Source organism: Streptomyces sp. NPDC041784, assembly GCF_055591025.1.
On sequence record NZ_JBVJAB010000024.1, the window covers coordinates 18,246 to 36,775 of the forward strand.

Genomic DNA, 18,530 nt, shown 5'->3' on the forward strand with positions numbered 1-18,530 from the left:
CCTCCTTGGATGATACCTCCCCTGTCTCCCCCCCCCCCCCCCCGCAAACTGGTGGGGGGAGGTGGGGGGGGGTTCACCTCCCCCCCCCCCCCCCCACCCCCGCCCCCCGCCCCCCCCCCCCCCCCCCCCCCCCCCCCACCCCCATCGCCGTAGAGCCCCACAGAGGGTTGAAGCCCTGAAGCCGTAGAGCCGTAGAGCTGGGGCGTCAGCCCAGCAGGCCGCCCACCAGGCCCGGCTGACCCGACGAGGACGACCCGCCGTCCGAGGAACCGCTCGTCGCACCCCCCGTGCTCGTCGAACCGCCCGCCGCCGGGCCGGAGCTGGTGCTCGGGGCCTGGTCCACCGGGGAGGACTGCTGCGGCGGGGCCTCGCCCGCGGTGCCCTGGGTCTGGCTGGGCGCGCCGGTGGTGGCGCTTCCGGCGTCGGTGGCGGCGGCGGGCGCGCTGTCCGTGCCGGCCGTCGGGGCCGCCGAGGTGGCGCCCTGGGTCGGCGGGGTGGACGCGGCGGGGCTGTCGCTCGCCTGCTGACTGCCGGACTCCTCCGGGAGCGGCGAGCCGGGCAGCTCGTTGCGCGGAGCCTCGCCCGGACCGGGCACGATCACCCGGTCGGCGTCCCGCACGGCGCCGCCGAGCAGGGAGCCGGTCAGCAGCGTCAGACCGGTGACGATCGCGGTGACCAGCACACCCCGGCGCAGCACGTACCGGCGCAGCTCCCACAGGTCGGTGCGGGGGCCGAGCCGCCGCCAGGCACCCGCCGCGAGCCGGCCGTCGACGGAGTAGACGGGCGCGCCGGCGATGATCAGCGGCGACCAGGCGGCGAGGTAGATGATGTCGGGCGTCTCGTAGACCGGGACGGTCTTCCAGCTGACGGTGACGATGAGCGCGGCGGACAGCATCGCGCCCACGCCCGCCGCGACCCGCTGCCAGCAGCCCAGGACGGTCAGGACGCCCACGACGACCTGGAGGAAGGCGATGACCAGCCCGGAACCGACCGGGTGGTGCAGGGCGAACTGGCGCAGCGGCTCGGCGACTTCCCACGGGTGCAGGGTGTTGAGCCACTTCACCATGGAGCCGCGCTTGCCGCCGTCGAAGTACACGGGGTCGCACAGCTTGCTCATGCCGGCGTAGACCGACATGAAGCCGAGGAGGACGCGCAGCGGGAGCAGGACCACGCCGAGGTTCATCCGGCGGCCCGGGAAGTAGGCGTGCCGGGCGGGGTCGTCGCCGTGCCGCCTGCTGCCGCGGGGCGCGGTCTGCGTGGCGACCGGCTCCCCGAAGTCCTCGAACTGGGCGTCGTCGTAGGCGGGTTCGTCGTAGGCGCTGCCGACCGTGCGCATCTGCGGCAGCAGCCGGTGCTCGCCGGCCGCGGGTGCGCGCTGGGCTCCGACGATCGGGGTCTCGAGGGTCTGCGCGGTGAGGTCGCCGTCGTAGCCGCCGACGTCGATGCGGGGGATGACCTGGGTGGCTCCGGCGTCGGCCGTCGGCGGTTCGCCGTGGCCGACGCTGCCTGCCCGCACGGCCTGGAGCAGTCGGTGGGCGCCGGTGTCGTCGGGGGCCGTCTGGCCGCTCCAGACGACGGGCCGGCGGCGGGCACCGGCCGCGGCTGCGGCGGCCGCCGCTCTGCCCGCCGCCCCGACGACGGGCATGCGCGTGGTGTCCTGGCTGGCGCTCATGTGCCGGGCGATCCGCGGGGATTGGCTACGCCGTGCCGACGCGCCCAGCTGCACGCGGAAGCTCGCGTGCGCGACGATGATCTGCGCCGGATCGCTCGGCACCTTCACCATGCTCAGCGCGGGAGCGTCGTCGAATCCCGACGAGCGGTCCCCCGTGGGTGTGCGGGGTGTTCTGGTGTCCACACTCATCTAACCGAGTGACGTGTGTTTAGGACACTGCTTTGACCCGCCGGATCTGTCCGGACCCCGTCAAGGTTGCACTACTCGCCCCGATTGACCCGTCGGGGTGAACTCGCGGATGCGCGTCCACCCCCGGCCGACAGACCGCCGGGCCGGCGGTCAGGCCCTGCCCGGCCGGCCGTCAGGCCCTGCGCCGGGCCGCCTCGTACAGCACGATGCCCGCCGCCACACCGGCGTTGAGTGACTCCGCGCCGCCCGGCATCGGGATGCGCACCCGGAAGTCGCAGGTCTCGCCGACCAGCCGGGACAGTCCCTTGCCCTCGCTGCCGACGACGATGACGACCGGGCCGTCCAGGGCCGCCAGCTCACCGATCTCGGCCTCGCCGTCGGCGGCCAGACCGACGATCGCGATGCCCGCCTTCTTGTACGCCTCCAGGGCGCGGGTCAGGTTCGTGGCGCGGGCGACCGGCGTACGGGCCGCCGCGCCCGCCGAGGTCTTCCACGCACCGGCGGTCATCCCGGCCGCGCGCCGCTCGGGCACGACGACACCGTGACCGCCGAACGCGGAGACGGAACGGACCACGGCACCCAGGTTGCGCGGGTCGGTCACCCCGTCGAGGGCGACGATCAGCGGGTCCTGGCCCTCGTCGTAGGCGGCCTCGGCGAGGTCCTCGGGGTGCGCGTACTCGTACGGCGGGACCTGGAGCACGAGCCCCTGGTGGTTGAGGCCGTTGGTCATCCGGTCCAGCTCGGGACGCGGGGCCTCCATGAGGTTGATGCCGCCGCGCTCGGCCGCGAGCTGGAGCGCCTCGCGCACCCGCTCGTCGTTGTCGATGAACTGCTGGACGTAGAGCGTGGACGCGGGCACGCCCTCGCGCAGCGCCTCGACGACCGGGTTACGGCCGACGACCAGCTCGGACGTGCCCTTGCCGCCCCGGCCGCGCGGCACCGGACGACGCTGGACCTGCTTGGCCTTGGCGGTGGCGAGGCGGTTCTTCTTGTGTCCCTTGCGCATCTCGGCGGGCGGGGTCGGACCCTTGCCCTCCAGGCCCCGGCGCCGCTGGCCGCCACTGCCGACCTGCGCGCCCTTCTTGCCGGACATGCGGCGGTTGTTGGCTGCCATGACCTACCTGTCTGTGTGAAGCGTGCGTGCGTACGTATATGCAGTGTGCCGCCCGGACAGCCGGGCGGCACAATCGATCAAGAACGGTGGCTACCGGGAACCGAGCGACCAGCGCGGTCCCTGCGGGCCGTCCTCGATGGTCAGCCCGGACTGGTTGAGCTGGTCGCGGATGGCGTCCGCGGTCGCCCAGTCCTTCCGCCCGCGGGCCGCCTCCCGCTGGTCCAGGACCAGGCGTACGAGGCTGTCGACCACGCCGTGCAGATCCTCGCCCCGGTCGGTCTCACCGGCCCAGTGCGGGTCGAGGGGGTCGAGTCCGAGGACGCCGAGCATCGCCCGCACCTCGGCGAGGCGGGCCACCGCGGCTTCCTTGTCGTCGGCGGCGAGGGCGGAGTTGCCCTGCCGGACGGTGGTGTGCACGACGGCGAGCGCCTGCGGGACGCCCAGGTCGTCGTCCATCGCCTCGGCGAAGGCCGGCGGCACCTCGGCGGCGGGCTCGACGACACCCCCGGCCAGCTCGATCACGCGCTGCACGAAGCCCTCGATCCGCGCGAACGCCGACTCGGCCTCGCGCAGGGCCTCCTCGCTGTACTCGATCATCGAGCGGTAGTGCGGGGTGCCGAGGTAGTAGCGCAGCACGATCGGGCGCCACTGCTTGACCATCTCGGAGACGAGGACGGAGTTCCCGAGGGACTTCGACATCTTCTCGCCGCTCATGGTGACCCAGGCGTTGTGCACCCAGTACTGCGCGAAGTCGTCGCCATAGGCCTTGGCCTGAGCGATCTCGTTCTCGTGGTGCGGGAAGATCAGGTCGAGGCCGCCGCCGTGGATGTCGAAGGCCTCGCCCAGGTACTTGTGCGCCATCGCCGAGCACTCCAGGTGCCAGCCGGGACGGCCGCGGCCCCAGGGCGTCTCCCAGCTGGGCTCGCCCGGCTTGGCCGCCTTCCACATGGCGAAGTCGCGGGGGTCGCGCTTGCCCGTCTCGCCCTCGCCGGAGGGCTGGAGCAGGTTGTCCAGCTCCTGGTTGGACAACTCCAGGTAGCCCGGGTAGGAGCGCACGTCGAAGTAGACGTTGCCGTCGGCCTCGTAGGCGTGACCGCGCTCGATGAGGCCGCGCATCATCTCGATCATCTCGGGGATGTGCCCGGTGGCGCGCGGCTCGTAGGTGGGGGGGAGGCAACCGAGGGCCTGGTAGCCGTCGTTGAACGCCCGCTCGTTCTCGTAGCCGATGGACCACCAGGGGCGGCCCTGGTCGTACGACTTGGCGATGATCTTGTCGTCGATGTCGGTGACGTTGCGGATGAACGTGACGTCGTAGCCGCGGTACTCGAACCAGCGGCGCATGATGTCGAAGTTCAGGCCGGAGCGGATGTGCCCGATGTGCGGGGCCGCCTGCACGGTGGCACCACACAGGTAGATCGAGACACAACCCGGCTGGAGCGGGGTGAAGTCACGAATCTGCCGGGCGCTGGTGTCGTACAGGCGAATAGTCACCACTCCAGGGTAGTGGGCGCGAGGCGATGCCCCGAGCCCCTTCCCCCCGAGGGCCACACTTTCGTGACATGCCGTGGCACGGGTCAGCCCGTGCGCACGACCAGCGCGGTGGCGACCGCCATCAACCCCTCCTCCCGCCCCGGGAACCCGAGCCCGTCCGTCGTCGCGCCCGAGACCGAGACGGGCGCGCCGGCCGCCTCCGACAGCAACTTCTGCGCCTCGTCCCGGCGCTTGCCGATCTTCGGGCGGGGGCCGACCACCTGGACGGCGATGTTGCCGATGGTGAAGCCGGCCTCGCGGACGATCCGGGCGGCCTCGGTCAGCAGGGTGATCCCGGAGGCGCCGGACCACTCCGGGCGCCCGGTGCCGAAATGCTGCCCGAGGTCGCCCAGCCCAGCGGCCGAGAACAGGGCGTTGCACGCGGCGTGCGCGACGACGTCCGCGTCGCTGTGGCCGGCCAGGCCCGGCCCCTCGCCCTCCCACTTCAGGCCCGCGCACCACAGCTCGCGGCCCTCCTCGAAGGCGTGGATGTCGGTGCCGATGCCGACCTGGGGCAGGACCAGGGGTGCGTCAGAACCCATCGTTGAGCCTCCTGCGCGCGAGGACCGCCTCCGCGAGGACGAGGTCGAGGGGCCGGGTGACCTTGAAGGCCTCCTCGTGGCCCGGCACGACGACGACCGTCAGGCCGAGGCGCTCGACCATGCTCGCGTCGTCGGTGACGTCCTCGGTGACCGTCTCGTGGGCCCGCAGGAGCGTGGCCCGGTCGAAGCCCTGCGGGGTCTGTACGGCGCGCAGCCGGGCGCGCACCGGGGTGGCGACGACCGGCTCGGGGTCGCCGGGCACCTCGGCCGGCTCGACCTCCTTGACGGTGTCGGCGAGCGGCAGCGCCGGGACGACGGCGGGGGCCCCGTCCCGGACGGCCTCGATGACGGCGTCCACGGTGTCCACGGGGACGAGCGGGCGGGCGGCGTCGTGGACCAGGACGATGTCGTGGTCGGGCGGCAGCGCGTCCAGGCCCAGCTTCACGGACTCCTGGCGGGTGGCGCCGCCGGGCACCACGAGGAAGTCGGTGCGGTCGGGCAGCGCGTGCGCGTCGAGCAGCGACTTGACCTCGGCGGCACCGTCCGGCGGGGCCACGACGACCACCAGGGAGACAGCGCGCGAGGCGGCCAGGGCGCGTACCGCGTGGATCAGCATGGGCGTGCCGTTCAGCGCGCGGAGTGCCTTGGGGGCGCCCGGACCGAGGCGTACGCCCCGGCCGGCGGCCGGAATCACCGCGGCCGTGCGGGCGGGCGCGGGCGAGGGAAGCGAATCGTCAGACATCGGTTCCTGTCAGGTTTGTGTGCTCGGCCATGTTGGGTACGGACACAGCGTGCCGGGCGCGACGCCTTGACCGGACCCTTCCGTGACATGCCGGTCGAGCCAGCTGCCCGGGCCCGGCACGCCAAGTATCGGGGCTTCCCCGAGATGATCCGATGCCGGATCGTACGGACGTGCTACGACGTACCACGGCCGCACGGGGATGTGCGGGATATGGATACGGATGCGGTGCGGGATGGCGGGCGTACGGCCGTTCTCCCGTGGGGATACGCGTGGGCGTACGGCCGGGTGCGTATACGGCAGGCATAGGCATGGGAACGGAACGCGAACATGCCGCAGCGCCCGGCGACGGGAAATACGTCATCGGGCACCGCGGCATTTCAGTGTTCTTCAGTGCTGAAGTCGGCCTGCGCCGGCGTCAGGACGCGAGCACCTCGTCGAGCAGGGCCTCCGCCTTGTCCTCGTTGGTGTTCTCCGCGAGGGCGAGCTCGCTCACCAGGATCTGGCGGGCCTTGGCGAGCATGCGCTTCTCACCTGCGGAGAGTCCGCGCTCGCGCTCGCGACGCCACAGGTCACGGACTACTTCCGCGACCTTGATGACATCGCCGGAGGCGAGCTTCTCCAGATTTGCCTTGTAGCGACGCGACCAGTTCGTGGGCTCCTCGGCGTACGGCGCGCGCAGCACCTCGAAGACCCGGTCCAGCCCGTCCTGACCGACCACATCACGCACGCCGACGAACTCCGCATTGTCCGCTGGCACACGTACCGTCAGGTCACCCTGGGCGACCTTCAGCACCAAGTAGGTCTTGTCCACGCCTTTGATCTGGCGAGTTTCGATGGCCTCGATCAGCGCGGCCCCGTGATGGGGATAGACCACGGTGTCGCCAACCTTGAACGTCATGTGACAGGTACCCCTTCCGTGGCTATCCAGGGTAACACGGAAACGACGGTTCCTGAATGGCGTTTTCGCAGGTCAGGGCATATCTCGGGGCTTGACAACAGCGACAGGAACGTGCTTCGGACGGCTCCCGGAAGCAGGTATTCGCAGGTCGGAGCCGCTCTCCGAGGGGGGTGAAACGCGTACGTTACACGCATCCGGAGCCGGAGCCGAACGGCCGAACGTCCGCATATGTCCGCTTCCAAGCGTGCGACTTCCGCTACTCCGTTCGGTGCCCGTGGCCGGATAGCGATCGTTTCCGGAATTGATCACCGGTTGTTCGTCCGGGCCCGTGATCAATTTCCGGGACGGGCGCGCATTCCTTCACGGAAAATCCGCTCCGCGGACCTCCGCGGCGGTTATCCGAATGACGGACGAGCGGGAAGAGCGGGAAGAGCGGGACGGAAGACAACCGACGGATGAAGCCAAAGTGACTCGTGGGCCACTTGTGGGTCACGTGACGGGTTCGGAAGGCCGTGGAAGGCGCCTCGCACGGACTCGGAAGGACTCGGAAGGACTCGGAAGGGCTCGGAAGGGCAGGGGGAACCGGGGTACGCCAGGGGTCCCGGAACGCGCTAGAGGCGGGTCGGGTGCGGCCCCGTGGGAACGGCTCGGTAACCTAAGGCCGCTGACAGACCCTTAGGGCGGCTTTATCACCAGGTGAGCTGCCCCTGTGCGTTCAAGGAGATGCCGCCGCCGTGAGCAGCAGCCTTCGACGCGGCGCCCTCGCCGCATCCGCCCTCGCGTTCTCGATCGCCACGCTCGCCGCCTGCGGCGCCGGCAACAACAGCCAGACTCTGGAGATCAAGCCGGACAACGCCGCCACCAGCGTGGGCGTCATCAAGATTCAGAACGCCGTCGTCATCACCCAGCCGGCCCCGGAGGGCAGCGGCCCGGTCGCCGTCTCCGCGACCATCTTCAACAGTGGTGACACCGACCAGACCGTGGACTCGATCGACGTCGAGGAACTCGGCACCGCGAAGCTCTCGCCCGCCGAAGGCGAGGACAAGGTGACCGTCCCGGCCGGCGGCTCCGTCGTCATCGGCGGCGACGGCAACCCCTCCGCCGTCCTGGAGAGCACCGGCGAGGACACCCTCGACGGCAACGCCCAGAAGACCACCTTCACCCTGAGCGAGACGGGCGCGGTGTCCCTGGACGCCTTCGTCGTCCCCGCCGAGAGCTACTTCTCCAGCTGGGGCCCGAGCGACATCCCGGCGGCGCCTCAGACCACGCCGTCCCAGAGCGCGACCGCCGGGTCCACCGAGTCCCCGGCGGCGGGCGGCGAGACCGGCACGGCGAACCCGACGGGCACCGCCACGGACACCGCCACGGGCGGCACGGCGGGCACCGCGACGGAGACGGACGCGGCCGCGGCCGCGGCCGGCACCTCCTCGGAGTCCCCCGCGGGCCACTGACCCCGCACACCACACGCCGGAAGGGCGGCACCCCCGCGTGGGGCTGCCGCCCTTCCGGCGTATGCCGCCCCTTCCGGCGTAACGGCCGGGATCCGGCTTACGGCTCGAACTTGTACCCCAGGCCACGCACCGTGACCAGGTACCGCGGCGCACCCGGGTCGGGCTCGATCTTGGCGCGCAGGCGCTTGACGTGGACGTCGAGGGTCTTGGTGTCGCCGACGTAGTCGGCGCCCCAGACCCGGTCGATGAGCTGCATACGGGTGAGGACACGGCCGGCGTTGCGCAGCAGCATCTCCAAGAGGTCGAACTCCTTCAGCGGGAGGTCGACCTTGGAGCCGGAGACCGTCACCACGTGCCGGTCGACGTCCATCCGGACCGGGCCGGCCTCCAGGGCCGCCGGGGTCACCTCCTCCGGCTCGCCGCGGCGGCGCAGGACGGCCCGGATCCGGGCCACCAGCTCGCGCGAGGAGAACGGCTTGGTGACGTAGTCGTCGGCTCCTATCTCCAGCCCGACAACCTTGTCGATCTCGCTGTCCTTGGCGGTCACCATGATCACGGGAACGTTGGAGCGGCCGCGCAGCTGGCGGCAGACCTCGGTGCCGGGCAGCCCCGGCAGCATCAGGTCGAGGAGGACGAGGTCGGCGCCGTTGCGCTCGAACTCGTCGAGTCCGTCGGGCCCGGTGGCCGCCACGGCGACCTCGAAGCCCTCCTTGCGGAGCATGTACGACAGGGCGTCGGAGAAGGACTCCTCGTCCTCGACGACGAGCACACGGGTCACGGAAGGACCTCCGGGGCGGAAAGCGTCTGGTACGCGGTTGACTCGGGGGGTGTCTGGGCGGACGGCCCGTCCTCTTCGTCTTCGTCGAGGTCGGGGTGCTGTTGTGCCCGGTCGCGGTCGCGGGCCGCGCCCGCCTCCGGCAGCCGCAGCGTGAAGGTGGAGCCCTGTCCCTCGGCACTCCACACCGTGACCTCCCCGCCGTGCGAGGCGGCCACGTGCTTGACGATCGCCAGCCCGAGACCCGTACCGCCGGTGGCACGGGAGCGGGCCGGGTCGACTCGGTAGAAGCGCTCGAAGATGCGCTCCTTGTCCTTGTCGGAGATCCCGATGCCCTGATCGGTGACGGCGATCTCGATCAGGTCCCCGCCGGGTGCGTTCACCCGGCGGGCGGATATCCCGACCCGGGTACGGGCGGGCGAGTAGTTGACGGCGTTCTCGACGAGGTTGCCCAGGGCGGCGGCCAGCTGACCGCGGTGGCCCCAGACGCGCAGGTCGGCGGTGTCGCCGGCCCGCCGCCCGGCACCGCCCTGATCGAGTCCTTCGGACCACGCCACACTCGTGGCCATGGTGATCTGCTTGGTGCCGGCCTGGTGCCGGCAGCGGTCGACGGCCTCGGCGACGAGTTCGTCGATGCCCACCGGTTCGGCGTCCTCCAGCGGGTCGTCGTTCTGGACCCGGGAGAGGTCGATCAGCTCCTGCACCAGGTTGGTCAGCCGGGTGGCCTCGATCTGCATCCGTCCGGCGAAGCGTTCCACCGCCTCCGGGTCGTCGGAGGCGTCCATGACGGCCTCCGAGAGCAGCGAGAGCGCCCCGACGGGCGTCTTCAGCTCATGGCTGACGTTCGCGACGAAGTCGCGTCGTACGGCCTCGATCCGGCGGGCCTCGGTGAGGTCCTCCACGAGGAGCAGAACCAGCCGGGAGCCCAGGGGGGCGACCCTGGCGGACACGGCGAGGGCCTCGCCGCGCCCGGTGCCACGCCGGGCGAGATCCAGCTCGACCTGGCGTATCTCGCCGTCTCGACGGGTGTCGCGGGCCATCTGGAGCATCGGCTCGACGGCGAGCTTTCCGCCCCTGACCAGCCCGAGGGCGTACGCCGCCGAACTGGCCTTGACCACGGCGTCCGCCTCGTCGAGGACGACGGCCGAGGACCGCAGCACGGACAGGACGGTGTCCACGCCCGGCGGAAGCACCGGGTCCGTGTGCAGGGAGGTCCGGGTGGGCCGGGCCTGGTCGCGCTCGCTCCAGCGGAACGCCAGCATGGCGATGACACCGGTGAGTACCCCGGCGATCGCTGCCGCTGCGGCGACCGCCGCGTTCACGTCCATGCGTCCAGGTTAGGCACGGGATCCGGCCCGGCCACAGCCATCGAGGTGCGACCTCGAACACTCGTCGCCCAGAGTTCACCTTGGAGCCAGTGGTGGTTCATTTGAGGGGCCGGAAATCGACGCGTACAGGGCGGACCGTGGCACCGTGGGGTTCGCAGCACCGATTCAGTGGCTGGTCGGCACGGGTCCGACCGGGTCGGATGGCCGCCGGTTCTGGCCCCCCGGAACCCCGAGAATCACGTACGAGAGGGAAGCCTGATGCGGGACGCGTACCACGAGGAACTTGACTCGATCGGCGACAGCCTGGTGGAGATGGCCCGGCTGGTCGGGTCCGCGATCGGGCGCGCCACGACCGCCATCCTCGACTCCGATCTGAAGCTGGCCGAGAACGTCATCGAGGCCGACCAGAGGGTCGACGAACTCCAGCACGACCTCGAGGCGAAGGCGATAGCCCTGCTGGCGCGGCAGCAGCCCGTCGCCACGGACCTGCGGATCGTCGTCACCTCGCTGCGGATGTCCGCCGACCTGGAGCGCTCCGGCGACCTCGCCCAGCACGTGGCGAAGCTCGCGCGGCTGCGCTTCCCGAACCGTGCGGTCCCGCAGGACCTGCACGCCACGATCCTGGAGATGGGCCAGCTCGCGCAGCGCCTGATGGCGAAGGCGGCGGAGTGCATCATCACCAAGGACGTCGACCTGGCGCTCCAGCTGGAGGCCGACGACGACGCGATGGACCTCCTGCACCGCACCCTCTTCCAGCACCTGATCGACGACCGCTGGAAGCACGGCATCGAGACGGCGGTCGACGTCACCCTGCTGGGCCGCTACTACGAGCGGTTCGCCGACCACGCGGTGGCGGTCGCCAAGCGTGTCGTGTTCCTGGTGACGGGTGAGCACGCGGACGAGCTCCAGCCGGACATCCAGCCCGACATCCAGCCGGTGCCCGGCACGGGAGCGGACGGGGTCTGACCGCGCGCGGGATTCCGTTCGGGGCGTGCACGAGCCACTGTGCGCCGTTGATGCGCCGGACCCACTGGGCATCCAATGGGCACAGGCCCTACGCCTCCGGGAGGAACCCATGGCCGAGTCCCCCAGTGTTCCCACGCCCGACCCCACTCAGGAACGCCCGACCGAGCAGCCCGCCGACATCAGGAACCTGACCCTGATAGGCGCGTGCGGCTGCGGCTCGGGGTGCGGGTGCGGGTGCCAGTCGGGAAATCCCTGCCAGTGCGGCTGAGAACAGACGTACGACGTGATGGGGCCCCGGATGCCGAGAGGCACCGGGGCCCCATCCCGTTTCCCGGCGCAGGGTCGCGGGCGCGGCACCGTCTACCGCCTCTCCCGGGGGCCCTGGGCGGACGCGGGTTGAAGTATCCCGCCGCCCGTCAGCACCAGGGCGACCCCTCGGCATCGGCGACGATGTCCACGTGCAGCATCCCGTCGTCAGGACCTTCCAGACTGAGGTAGGCGGTGGTGCCGCCGAGGGACTTGGTGAAGCAGCCGTCGGCGGTGCGCGCCGCCCACCCCTGGTCCCGGGCGGCCTTCTGATAGTGCGCCAGCACGCTGCTCACTGACCCGTCGTACCGGTACCGCGCCCCGACGACGACGAACCGGTCGTCGTCGTCACACTCCCGATACCGCTCCTCGGCCCTGGCGCCCTCGACCTCGCCCCTCAACACCCCCTCACCGGCGATCACTTCGGCAAGCCGGTCCTCTTGATCACCACACCCGTAGGACGAGAGGAACGACATCACAGGCCACGCCACCCCGAGAACTCCCGCCACCACGACGCCGGCAACCCCCACGGCTCCCAGCCGGTACCCCGCCCCGATCTTTGTCATGGACGGGACGGTAGTGGACGATGGGCCCACCGGCCGCCTTCGTGAACGCGGTTCTGCGTACGAGACCCTGAACCGACACCGGCATCCACTCGCTCCGATCGTGTCGCGGGTGTCCGCCGCGGGTATGTCCACAGCGTTGGCCGTGAGCTTCCCGGAGGCCAGATGCAGCCGCACGGTTCCGCCATTCCCCCCAGTCCTCCTGGCCTCCCTGGCATTCCTGGGCCTCCTGGCCCACCCGGCCCTTCCGGCCCTCCTGACCCTTCTGGTGCGCAGGCGCCTCAGCGGCAGATCGAACAGGAGATCGCGGCTCTGTTCGAGGAGTACCGCACCTTGCGCGAAGAGGTGACGCAACGGGTGGCCTCACGCATGCAGATGATCGGGTTCGCCGGAATCATCTCCGCCTTACTGGCCGTGTCGAACAAATTCACCGTCGGCTCCCCGGCGGTGTACATCGCCGGACTGGTTCTGCTGCTGGCCGTGTTGTGGCTGCGGGGGTTCAACAGGGCGATCCAACGCATCGGCCGACATCTGCGCACCGTGGAAACACGCATCAACACCCTGGCCAGGCAGGCATGGGGAACACCTGACTTCCTGCTCACCTGGGAAACCGGGGCCCAGGACGGAAGGATGCGCGTGCGTGGACTGCCCGGCTGGGCGGGCCGGCTGGGCGGCTGGTACGTGCCATGAGCCTGTCGGGGAGCTGATCGACGGACGCCGATCCTGACAGCCGATAGGGCAGGATGGGCCCCATGGCAACAGTCGTGGCCTTTCATGCCCACCCCGACGACGAGGTGTTGATGACGGGCGGCACACTGGCCCGCGCAGCCGCCGAGGGGCACCGCGTGGTGATCGTCGTCGCCACCGACGGCGCGACGGGTGCCGTCGGACAGGGCGAAGCACCTCGTATGAGCGAACTCCGCGCCAGCGCCGCCGCACTGGGCGCGACGCGTGTGGTGCACCTGGGATACGCGGACAGCGGCAACGGGAAGGTGCTGGACCCGGACCCACCGGACCGGACGCGCTTCACGCGGGCGGACCCGCAGGAAGCCGCCGAACGACTGGCCGCGATCCTCCGCGAGGAGCAGGCGCAGGTGCTCCTCAGTTACGACGCCAACGGCGGCTACGGTCACCGTGATCACGTCAGAGTGCATGAGGTCGGAAGGCGCGGCGCGACGCTGGCCGGCGTGGATCAGGTGCTCGAAGCGACCATTCCCCGTGATCTGGTGGCCCGGACCCTGAAGCTCGTGGACTGGTTGAGACTGCCGGTCCGGCACGATGCCGTGGCTCCCACCACCGCGTACAGCGCCCGCTCCGTCATCACGCACCGAGTGAACGTGCGTCCGTTCGCCCGGCAGAAGCAGGCCGCACTCGCCGCTCACCGGTCCCAGGTGAACGGGACCGGCCGACTGGCCCCCGTCATGCGGACGCTGATTCGACTGCCGGCACCCGTATTCGGGTGGTTGCTCGGCCGGGAATGGTTCATCGACGCCACGGGGACGGCATCCACCGAGTTGCTGGACCTCTTCCGAACACCGAGGTAGGGCAGCGCTGTCCCTGAACACAGCCAAGCCGAGATCCGACTCGAGATCCGACTCGTGTCGTCGTCAGGTGATCAGAGTCATGACTGGGGTGGGCACGGATGGCGACCTGGCAGGAGTTGGAAGCCGAGCTGGCAAACCGGTTGGCCGAGGCGTCCCCGGATGAGCGCCTTGTGTTCGGCGTCGGGGTGGCGGAGCGGCTGATGCGGGCCCAGGAGGCTCTGCCGACAGATGAGCAGGCGGAGTACGCCCTCGGACTTCGACCGATGCTCAATGCGCTGTGGGAAGCCGCGTTGGGCAATTCAACGGCGTTCGGAGAGATCAAGCACGGGATGGGCGAGTACCTCCTGAGCGAGTACTGCCACAACGATGGGCAGGATGGTCCCGGTGACGCCGACAAGCCGGCGGCGGCCGCAGTGCTCTATGCCGCGGTGGACTACTTGTTCGGCACGGGCGATCTGGCCTCGGTGGTGAGCAGCCGTGCCGTCGAGGCTGTGGACGAGCGCTTGAACACGGGGGACAGCTACGCCCACGACCCTGACGAGGTTCTCACCGCCGAGTTGCACCGTCAGCTTCATGACCTGGACCTCATCAGCCGGCACAGCGCATCCTTGCGCCACGCGAGCCTGGGGCTCGACATCGAGACCTCCGCCCGACTGCACCGCGTTCTGCGCATCCCCCTGTCATCCATCGAGGCTGACGCATAGGTAAGAGAGGCAGGGTGGTGGGAGCGGTGACCTCGGCGTATCGGCCGGGGTCAGGTCCAGGGACAGGTCCGAGAGCCCCGTTGTTGACGGTCCCTGAACGTCCGTGGTTGTCCGTGTGCCGGGAGGGACAGCACCCCCACTCGGCCGTCTCCGGATGGCCAGACCCGGCCGGGTGCCCAAAGGTGGGAGCGGAAGCGGAGCAGACGGAGAACGGGAGTGGGGCTCATGCCGAAGTGCCTGGCCAGCTATACCGCCGACGGCATAAAGGCGTACTTGCCCGAGCGCAGAACAGGCCAGTTGCGGACCGTCGACTTCCTGACCCCGACACCCGGTCGCTCGTCCTCTGCGGCGATAGCAGCTGATGGCTAGCGCATCGTCCGACACGGCTTGGCTGTCCGCCTGGGCCGCAGTCGCCGGTGCGGTCATCGCGCTCATCGCCACGGCGGCATCTCTTGCTTCGGCGGTCTTCGGCATCCGTGCGTCCTACGGCATCGCCGATGAGCAGGGGCAGAATGAGGCACGCAGTGAGATATCCGGCTACGTGGTGGAGATGAGCGAACTCGATCGAACCGGCGGATCTGCCCACCGCAACGAGATCGGGACTCTGGCGAAACAGGTGGACAGCCTGGTCTCCAGATACGGCCAGAAGAAGTTGAGCCTGAGCGCGTCGACGTATCGGCTCGTAGGTCTGTTCGTGACGCTGTCGACCACGGACCTGGAACTTGCGGTGCGCATGGCTCACAGGGCGCTGGATCTGGCTGCTCGTATGGAGTCCGACGGCTCCGGTGGCCAGCGCATGATGGACCCTCTCGAAGCACTCCAGGCTCACCGAGTGCTCGCCGACGTAGCCGCACAGAACCTGGATTTCGACACGATGACAGCGGAGTATGAGGCAGCGCTACGCATTTCGGAAGCAGAAGGCACGCGAAACCGGTACATCCGTTTGGAGGCGCCTCGGTTCACTCGTGCTTACTGGGCACTGAGCGCCATGATGCTGGTGGACGACCTGAAGAACCCGACAGCGAAGGACTGCTTTGAGGTACGCCGCCGCGTCGATGCGGCGCGCAAGGACTTCGAGACTTTGGGAAATAATCCCGAGATTGTTCGCAGGGCGATGCGGATTGAGGACAATGCTTGTACCGCGCCGATCGACCTGCGCTCCTTGAGAGAGTACTGATGCTCGCTCCGTGCACATCTCAGGACCGCAGTTTGGGAAGCTCGGGTTATCCACGGGCAGTTGCTGGGCTGACCTGCGGCGGAGTGGTGTTGGAGGGGAAGATGCCACGGCAGCCGTCGCGGCCCTCTGTGATGCGGGAGCGCAGGCAGAGGCGAGAGAGCAGCCGGAGCCGGACTTCCCGAAGCACTGAGCACGGCCGATCATCCGGCTGACGGCCCGGAACGGCCCCAGCACAGCAACAAGCCCCCTACCAGCGGGAAAACCGCAGGTAGGGGGCTTCGAGGGTGCTGGTTACTTCTTCTTGCCCTGGTTCTTGACCGCCTCGATTGCCGCCGCTGCCGCGGCCGGGTCGAGGTAGGTGCCGCCGGGGTTGAGGGGCTTGAAGTCGGCGTCCAGTTCGTAGGAGAGGGGGATGCCGGTGGGGATGTTCAGGCCCGCGATGTCCTCGTCGGAGATGCCGTCGAGGTGCTTGACCAGGGCGCGCAGGGAGTTGCCGTGCGCGGCGACCAGGACCGTGCGGCCGGCCAGGAGGTCGGGGACGATGCCGTCGTACCAGTAGGGGAGCATGCGGACGACGACGTCCTTGAGGCACTCCGTGCGCGGGCGCAGCTCCGGCGGGATCGTCGCGTAGCGCGGGTCGTCCGACTGGGAGAACTCCGTGCCGTCCTCGAGCGGCGGCGGCGGGGTGTCGTAGGAGCGGCGCCACAGCATGAACTGCTCCTCGCCGAACTCCGCGAGGGTCTGCGCCTTGTCCTTGCCCTGGAGGGCGCCGTAGTGGCGCTCGTTCAGGCGCCACGAGCGGTGGACCGGGATCCAGTGGCGGTCCGCGGCCTCGAGGGCCAGCTGCGCGGTGCGGATCGCGCGCTTCTGGAGGGACGTGTGGACCACGTCGGGGAGGAGATCGGCGTCCTTCAGGAGCTCGCCACCGCGGACTGCCTCCTTCTCGCCCTTCTCGTTGAGGTTGACGTCCACCCAGCCGGTGAACAGGTTCTTCGCGTTCCACTCGCTCTCGCCGTGGCGGAGGAGGATCAGCTTGTACGGTGCGTCGGCCATGCGTATGAGCGTAATCCACCCCCCTCATCCCTTGCGTCCCCCGCCCACACCCCGGACGGCGCCGCCGACGCTTGACGGGATCTGTTAATCGAGTGGCCTTCCCAAGACTCCACTCCGTAAGTTGCCCTTGCCGCCTTCGCCACTTACGCCACCTCAGGGGACTCCGCCATGTCCGTCGCCGCTGTCCGACGCGCCGCCCGCGAGACGCTCTCCGGGCTGCCCCGTGAGTTCTGGTGGCTGTGGACCAGCACGCTGGTCAACCGGCTCGGCGCCTTCGTCGCCACCTTCATGGCGCTGTACCTGACCCTCGACCGCGGCTACTCCGCCTCCTACGCCGGACTCGTCGCCTCCCTGCACGGGCTGGGCGGGGTCGTCTCCTCGCTCGGCGGGGGTGTGATGGCCGACCGGATCGGGCGGCGGCCCACCCTGCTGATCGCGCAGACCGGCACCGCGCTCTCCGTCGCGCTCCTCGGGTTCATCACCGACCCCGTCGCCATCGCGGGCGTCGCCTTCCTCGTCGGCATGGCCTCCAACGCCTCCCGGCCGGCCGTGCAGGCGATGCTGGCCGACATCGTTCGACCCGAGGACCGCGTGCGGGCCTTCTCGCTCAACTACTGGGCCATCAACCTCGGGTTCGCCGTCTCCGCCATGGCCGCCGGCTTCATCGCCGAGGTCAGCTACCGCGCCGGGTTCCTGCTGGAGGCGGGGATGACCCTCGTCTGCGCGGTCGTCGTCTTCCTCAAGCTGCCCGAGTCGCGGCCCGAGCAGCAGGAGAAGGCCGGCCGGGAGGGCTCCGTCGGGCTCGGGACCGTACTGCGCGACACCCGGTTCATGAGTGTCGTCGGGCTGTCCTTTCTCGTCGCGTTCGTCTTCCAGCAGGGGTCCGTCGGACTGCCGGTGGCGATGGGCGAAGCCGGGTTCACGCCCGCCGACTACGGCATGGCGATCGCCGTCAACGGCGTGCTGATCGTCGCGCTCCAGATCCCCGTCACCCGGTTCATCGAGCACCGCGACCCGCGACGGCTGCTCGTGATCTCCTCCGTCCTCGCGGGGTACGGCTTCGGACTCACCGCCTTCGCCGGATCGGTCGGTGTCTTCGCGCTCACCGTCTGCGTGTGGACGCTCGCGGAGATCGTCAGCGCGCCGACCCAGACCGGGCTCGTCGTCCGCCTCTCCCCCGCCCACGGACGCGGCCGCTACCAGGGCATGTACACGCTGTCCTGGGCGGTGGCCTCGCTCGTCGCCCCGGTGATGTCCGGATTCGTCATCGACCGGTTCGGGGCGGACTGGCTGTGGGGGATCTGCGCGGTGGTGGGGACGGTCGCGGGCGCCGGGTACGCCGTCCTGATGCGGCGCCTGCCGGACGAGGAGCCGGCCGACGAGGACCATCCGGCGACCGGGGCGAAGACCGAGGTCGGCGCCGCCTGAACCGAGGCCAGCGCCGCCCGACCGGCCCGTTTCCCGGCCTCACGGGTGCATCCGGGCGCCCTTCAGTACCTTGTCCACCGCGTTCCTGGGGCCGTACACCGCCAGCCCCACCAGGTCCAGCTCCGCCGTCGGCACGGCCCGCACCGCCGCGCGGTTGTCGCGGTCGTTGCCGGTGGCGAAGAGGTCACTGGTGAACACCGCGCGCGGGAGCGAGCGGGCCAGTACGCGCGCGTGGGCGGCGGTCAGCGTCTCCTTCGTCCCCTCGAAGACCAGGATCGGCTGGCGGAACATCGGCAGACAGACCACACCGTCGGCGTCCTCGTACGGCTCCCCGATCACCTCGGGGACGGCCGTTCCCAGGCCGCTGACCAGGAACGCGGTGACGTTCAGGCGCTGCCAGGGCTCCAGGTCCTCGCGCAGCAGGACGGCGATCTTCGTGTCGAAGCGGACGGGTGCGTCAGGGCTCACGGCCTCGGTACTCACGGTACTCACGGTGCTCGCGGTGTTCACGGTGCTCGCGGTGTTCACGGTGCTCATGAAGTGAGACT

18 protein-coding genes are annotated in these 18,530 nt (G+C 70.2%); 7 read left to right on the forward strand and 11 right to left on the reverse strand.

What is annotated here, in order from left to right; all coding sequences use genetic code 11:
* Positions 1–205: 205 nt before the first annotated feature.
* The 6 genes from ACZ6D7_RS35760 to ACZ6D7_RS35785 form a co-directional block, all read right to left on the reverse strand.
* Positions 206–1,861, reverse strand: coding sequence for a DoxX family membrane protein (locus tag ACZ6D7_RS35760; RefSeq protein ID WP_469500128.1), 1,656 nt, complete (start codon positions 1,859–1,861; stop codon positions 206–208).
* A gap of 172 nt (positions 1,862–2,033) precedes the next feature.
* On the reverse strand, positions 2,034–2,975 hold the full coding sequence (gene rlmB / locus ACZ6D7_RS35765) for a 23S rRNA (guanosine(2251)-2'-O)-methyltransferase RlmB (RefSeq protein ID WP_469500130.1): 942 nt from the start codon (positions 2,973–2,975) through the stop codon (positions 2,034–2,036).
* Between the two features lie 90 nt (positions 2,976–3,065).
* A complete protein-coding gene (gene cysS, locus ACZ6D7_RS35770) occupies positions 3,066–4,466 on the reverse strand; it encodes a cysteine--tRNA ligase (RefSeq protein WP_469500132.1) in 1,401 nt (466 codons plus the stop codon).
* 83 nt (positions 4,467–4,549) lie between these two features.
* Positions 4,550–5,047, reverse strand: a complete 498-nt coding sequence (ispF, locus tag ACZ6D7_RS35775) for a 2-C-methyl-D-erythritol 2,4-cyclodiphosphate synthase (RefSeq protein ID WP_469500133.1) — start codon at positions 5,045–5,047, stop codon at positions 4,550–4,552.
* Positions 5,037–5,789, reverse strand: coding sequence for a 2-C-methyl-D-erythritol 4-phosphate cytidylyltransferase (gene ispD, locus ACZ6D7_RS35780; RefSeq protein WP_469500135.1), 753 nt, complete (start codon positions 5,787–5,789; stop codon positions 5,037–5,039). The genes ispF and ispD overlap by 11 nt, the downstream gene beginning before the upstream one ends.
* A gap of 415 nt (positions 5,790–6,204) precedes the next feature.
* Positions 6,205–6,687 (reverse strand): CarD family transcriptional regulator, encoded by a 483-nt coding sequence (locus ACZ6D7_RS35785; RefSeq protein ID WP_003953493.1) that lies wholly within the window; start codon positions 6,685–6,687, stop codon positions 6,205–6,207.
* Between the two features lie 734 nt (positions 6,688–7,421).
* Between ACZ6D7_RS35785 and ACZ6D7_RS35790 the strand changes: the two genes are divergently transcribed.
* Positions 7,422–8,138, forward strand: a complete 717-nt coding sequence (locus ACZ6D7_RS35790) for a DUF461 domain-containing protein (RefSeq protein ID WP_469500137.1) — start codon at positions 7,422–7,424, stop codon at positions 8,136–8,138.
* Positions 8,139–8,235: 97 nt separating this feature from the next.
* On the opposite strand, the gene phoP is transcribed toward ACZ6D7_RS35790, so the two are convergent.
* Entirely contained in the window at positions 8,236–8,907 is a 672-nt protein-coding gene (gene phoP, locus ACZ6D7_RS35795; RefSeq protein ID WP_018568744.1) for a two-component system response regulator PhoP, read from the reverse strand.
* A gap of 5 nt (positions 8,908–8,912) precedes the next feature.
* Positions 8,913–10,241: a two-component system sensor histidine kinase PhoR gene (gene phoR / locus ACZ6D7_RS35800; RefSeq protein ID WP_469500138.1), complete on the reverse strand. Its 1,329-nt coding sequence runs from the start codon at positions 10,239–10,241 to the stop codon at positions 8,913–8,915.
* Between the two features lie 258 nt (positions 10,242–10,499).
* On the opposite strand from phoR, the gene phoU reads away from it, so the two are divergent.
* A complete protein-coding gene (gene phoU, locus ACZ6D7_RS35805) occupies positions 10,500–11,207 on the forward strand; it encodes a phosphate signaling complex protein PhoU (protein WP_469500140.1) in 708 nt (235 codons plus the stop codon).
* 416 nt (positions 11,208–11,623) lie between these two features.
* Here the strand turns inward: phoU and ACZ6D7_RS35810 are convergent, their stop codons facing one another.
* Positions 11,624–12,079: a hypothetical protein gene (locus ACZ6D7_RS35810; RefSeq protein ID WP_469500142.1), complete on the reverse strand. Its 456-nt coding sequence runs from the start codon at positions 12,077–12,079 to the stop codon at positions 11,624–11,626.
* A 330-nt stretch (positions 12,080–12,409) separates the two neighbouring features.
* Between ACZ6D7_RS35810 and ACZ6D7_RS35815 the strand changes: the two genes are divergently transcribed.
* The 4 genes from ACZ6D7_RS35815 to ACZ6D7_RS35830 all read left to right on the forward strand — a co-directional run bounded on the left by ACZ6D7_RS35815 (position 12,410) and on the right by ACZ6D7_RS35830 (position 15,501).
* Positions 12,410–12,766, forward strand: coding sequence for a hypothetical protein (locus ACZ6D7_RS35815; protein WP_469500144.1), 357 nt, complete (start codon positions 12,410–12,412; stop codon positions 12,764–12,766).
* A 62-nt stretch (positions 12,767–12,828) separates the two neighbouring features.
* A complete protein-coding gene (locus tag ACZ6D7_RS35820; protein WP_469500145.1) occupies positions 12,829–13,620 on the forward strand; it encodes a PIG-L deacetylase family protein in 792 nt (263 codons plus the stop codon).
* Between the two features lie 98 nt (positions 13,621–13,718).
* A complete protein-coding gene (locus tag ACZ6D7_RS35825; protein WP_469500146.1) occupies positions 13,719–14,324 on the forward strand; it encodes a hypothetical protein in 606 nt (201 codons plus the stop codon).
* A 361-nt stretch (positions 14,325–14,685) separates the two neighbouring features.
* Entirely contained in the window at positions 14,686–15,501 is an 816-nt protein-coding gene (locus ACZ6D7_RS35830) for a hypothetical protein (protein WP_469500148.1), read from the forward strand.
* 291 nt (positions 15,502–15,792) lie between these two features.
* Here the strand turns inward: ACZ6D7_RS35830 and ACZ6D7_RS35835 are convergent, their stop codons facing one another.
* Complete coding sequence (locus ACZ6D7_RS35835) at positions 15,793–16,554, reverse strand: phosphoglyceromutase (protein ID WP_469500150.1); 762 nt, start codon at positions 16,552–16,554, stop codon at positions 15,793–15,795.
* Between the two features lie 168 nt (positions 16,555–16,722).
* On the opposite strand from ACZ6D7_RS35835, the gene ACZ6D7_RS35840 reads away from it, so the two are divergent.
* Positions 16,723–17,982 carry an MDR family MFS transporter gene (locus ACZ6D7_RS35840; protein WP_469500152.1) on the forward strand — a complete coding sequence of 420 codons (1,260 nt, stop codon included), beginning with the start codon at positions 16,723–16,725 and terminating at the stop codon, positions 17,980–17,982.
* Positions 17,983–18,021: 39 nt separating this feature from the next.
* Here ACZ6D7_RS35840 and ACZ6D7_RS35845 read toward each other — a convergent pair whose 3' ends face one another.
* A complete protein-coding gene (locus tag ACZ6D7_RS35845) occupies positions 18,022–18,519 on the reverse strand; it encodes a DUF2000 family protein (RefSeq protein ID WP_469500154.1) in 498 nt (165 codons plus the stop codon).
* Positions 18,520–18,530 lie beyond the last annotated feature (11 nt).

Excerpts from the sequence above, each read along its gene's own strand:
- ispF (WP_469500133.1), bottom strand. The coding sequence starts at position 5,047 with ATGGGTTCTGACGCACCCCTGGTCCTGCCCCAGGTCGGCATCGGCACC.
- ACZ6D7_RS35835 (WP_469500150.1), bottom strand. The coding sequence starts at position 16,554 with ATGGCCGACGCACCGTACAAGCTGATCCTCCTCCGCCACGGCGAGAGC.
- phoU (WP_469500140.1), top strand. The coding sequence starts at position 10,500 with ATGCGGGACGCGTACCACGAGGAACTTGACTCGATCGGCGACAGCCTG.
- ACZ6D7_RS35820 (WP_469500145.1), top strand. The coding sequence starts at position 12,829 with ATGGCAACAGTCGTGGCCTTTCATGCCCACCCCGACGACGAGGTGTTG.
- ACZ6D7_RS35830 (WP_469500148.1), top strand. The coding sequence starts at position 14,686 with ATGGCTAGCGCATCGTCCGACACGGCTTGGCTGTCCGCCTGGGCCGCA.
- ACZ6D7_RS35810 (WP_469500142.1), bottom strand. The coding sequence starts at position 12,079 with ATGACAAAGATCGGGGCGGGGTACCGGCTGGGAGCCGTGGGGGTTGCC.
- ACZ6D7_RS35785 (WP_003953493.1), bottom strand. The coding sequence starts at position 6,687 with ATGACGTTCAAGGTTGGCGACACCGTGGTCTATCCCCATCACGGGGCC.
- ispD (WP_469500135.1), bottom strand. The coding sequence starts at position 5,789 with ATGTCTGACGATTCGCTTCCCTCGCCCGCGCCCGCCCGCACGGCCGCG.
- ACZ6D7_RS35840 (WP_469500152.1), top strand. The coding sequence starts at position 16,723 with ATGTCCGTCGCCGCTGTCCGACGCGCCGCCCGCGAGACGCTCTCCGGG.
- rlmB (WP_469500130.1), bottom strand. The coding sequence starts at position 2,975 with ATGGCAGCCAACAACCGCCGCATGTCCGGCAAGAAGGGCGCGCAGGTC.
- phoR (WP_469500138.1), bottom strand. The coding sequence starts at position 10,241 with ATGGACGTGAACGCGGCGGTCGCCGCAGCGGCAGCGATCGCCGGGGTA.
- ACZ6D7_RS35825 (WP_469500146.1), top strand. The coding sequence starts at position 13,719 with ATGGCGACCTGGCAGGAGTTGGAAGCCGAGCTGGCAAACCGGTTGGCC.
- ACZ6D7_RS35845 (WP_469500154.1), bottom strand. The coding sequence starts at position 18,519 with ATGAGCACCGTGAACACCGCGAGCACCGTGAACACCGCGAGCACCGTG.
- ACZ6D7_RS35760 (WP_469500128.1), bottom strand. The coding sequence starts at position 1,861 with ATGAGTGTGGACACCAGAACACCCCGCACACCCACGGGGGACCGCTCG.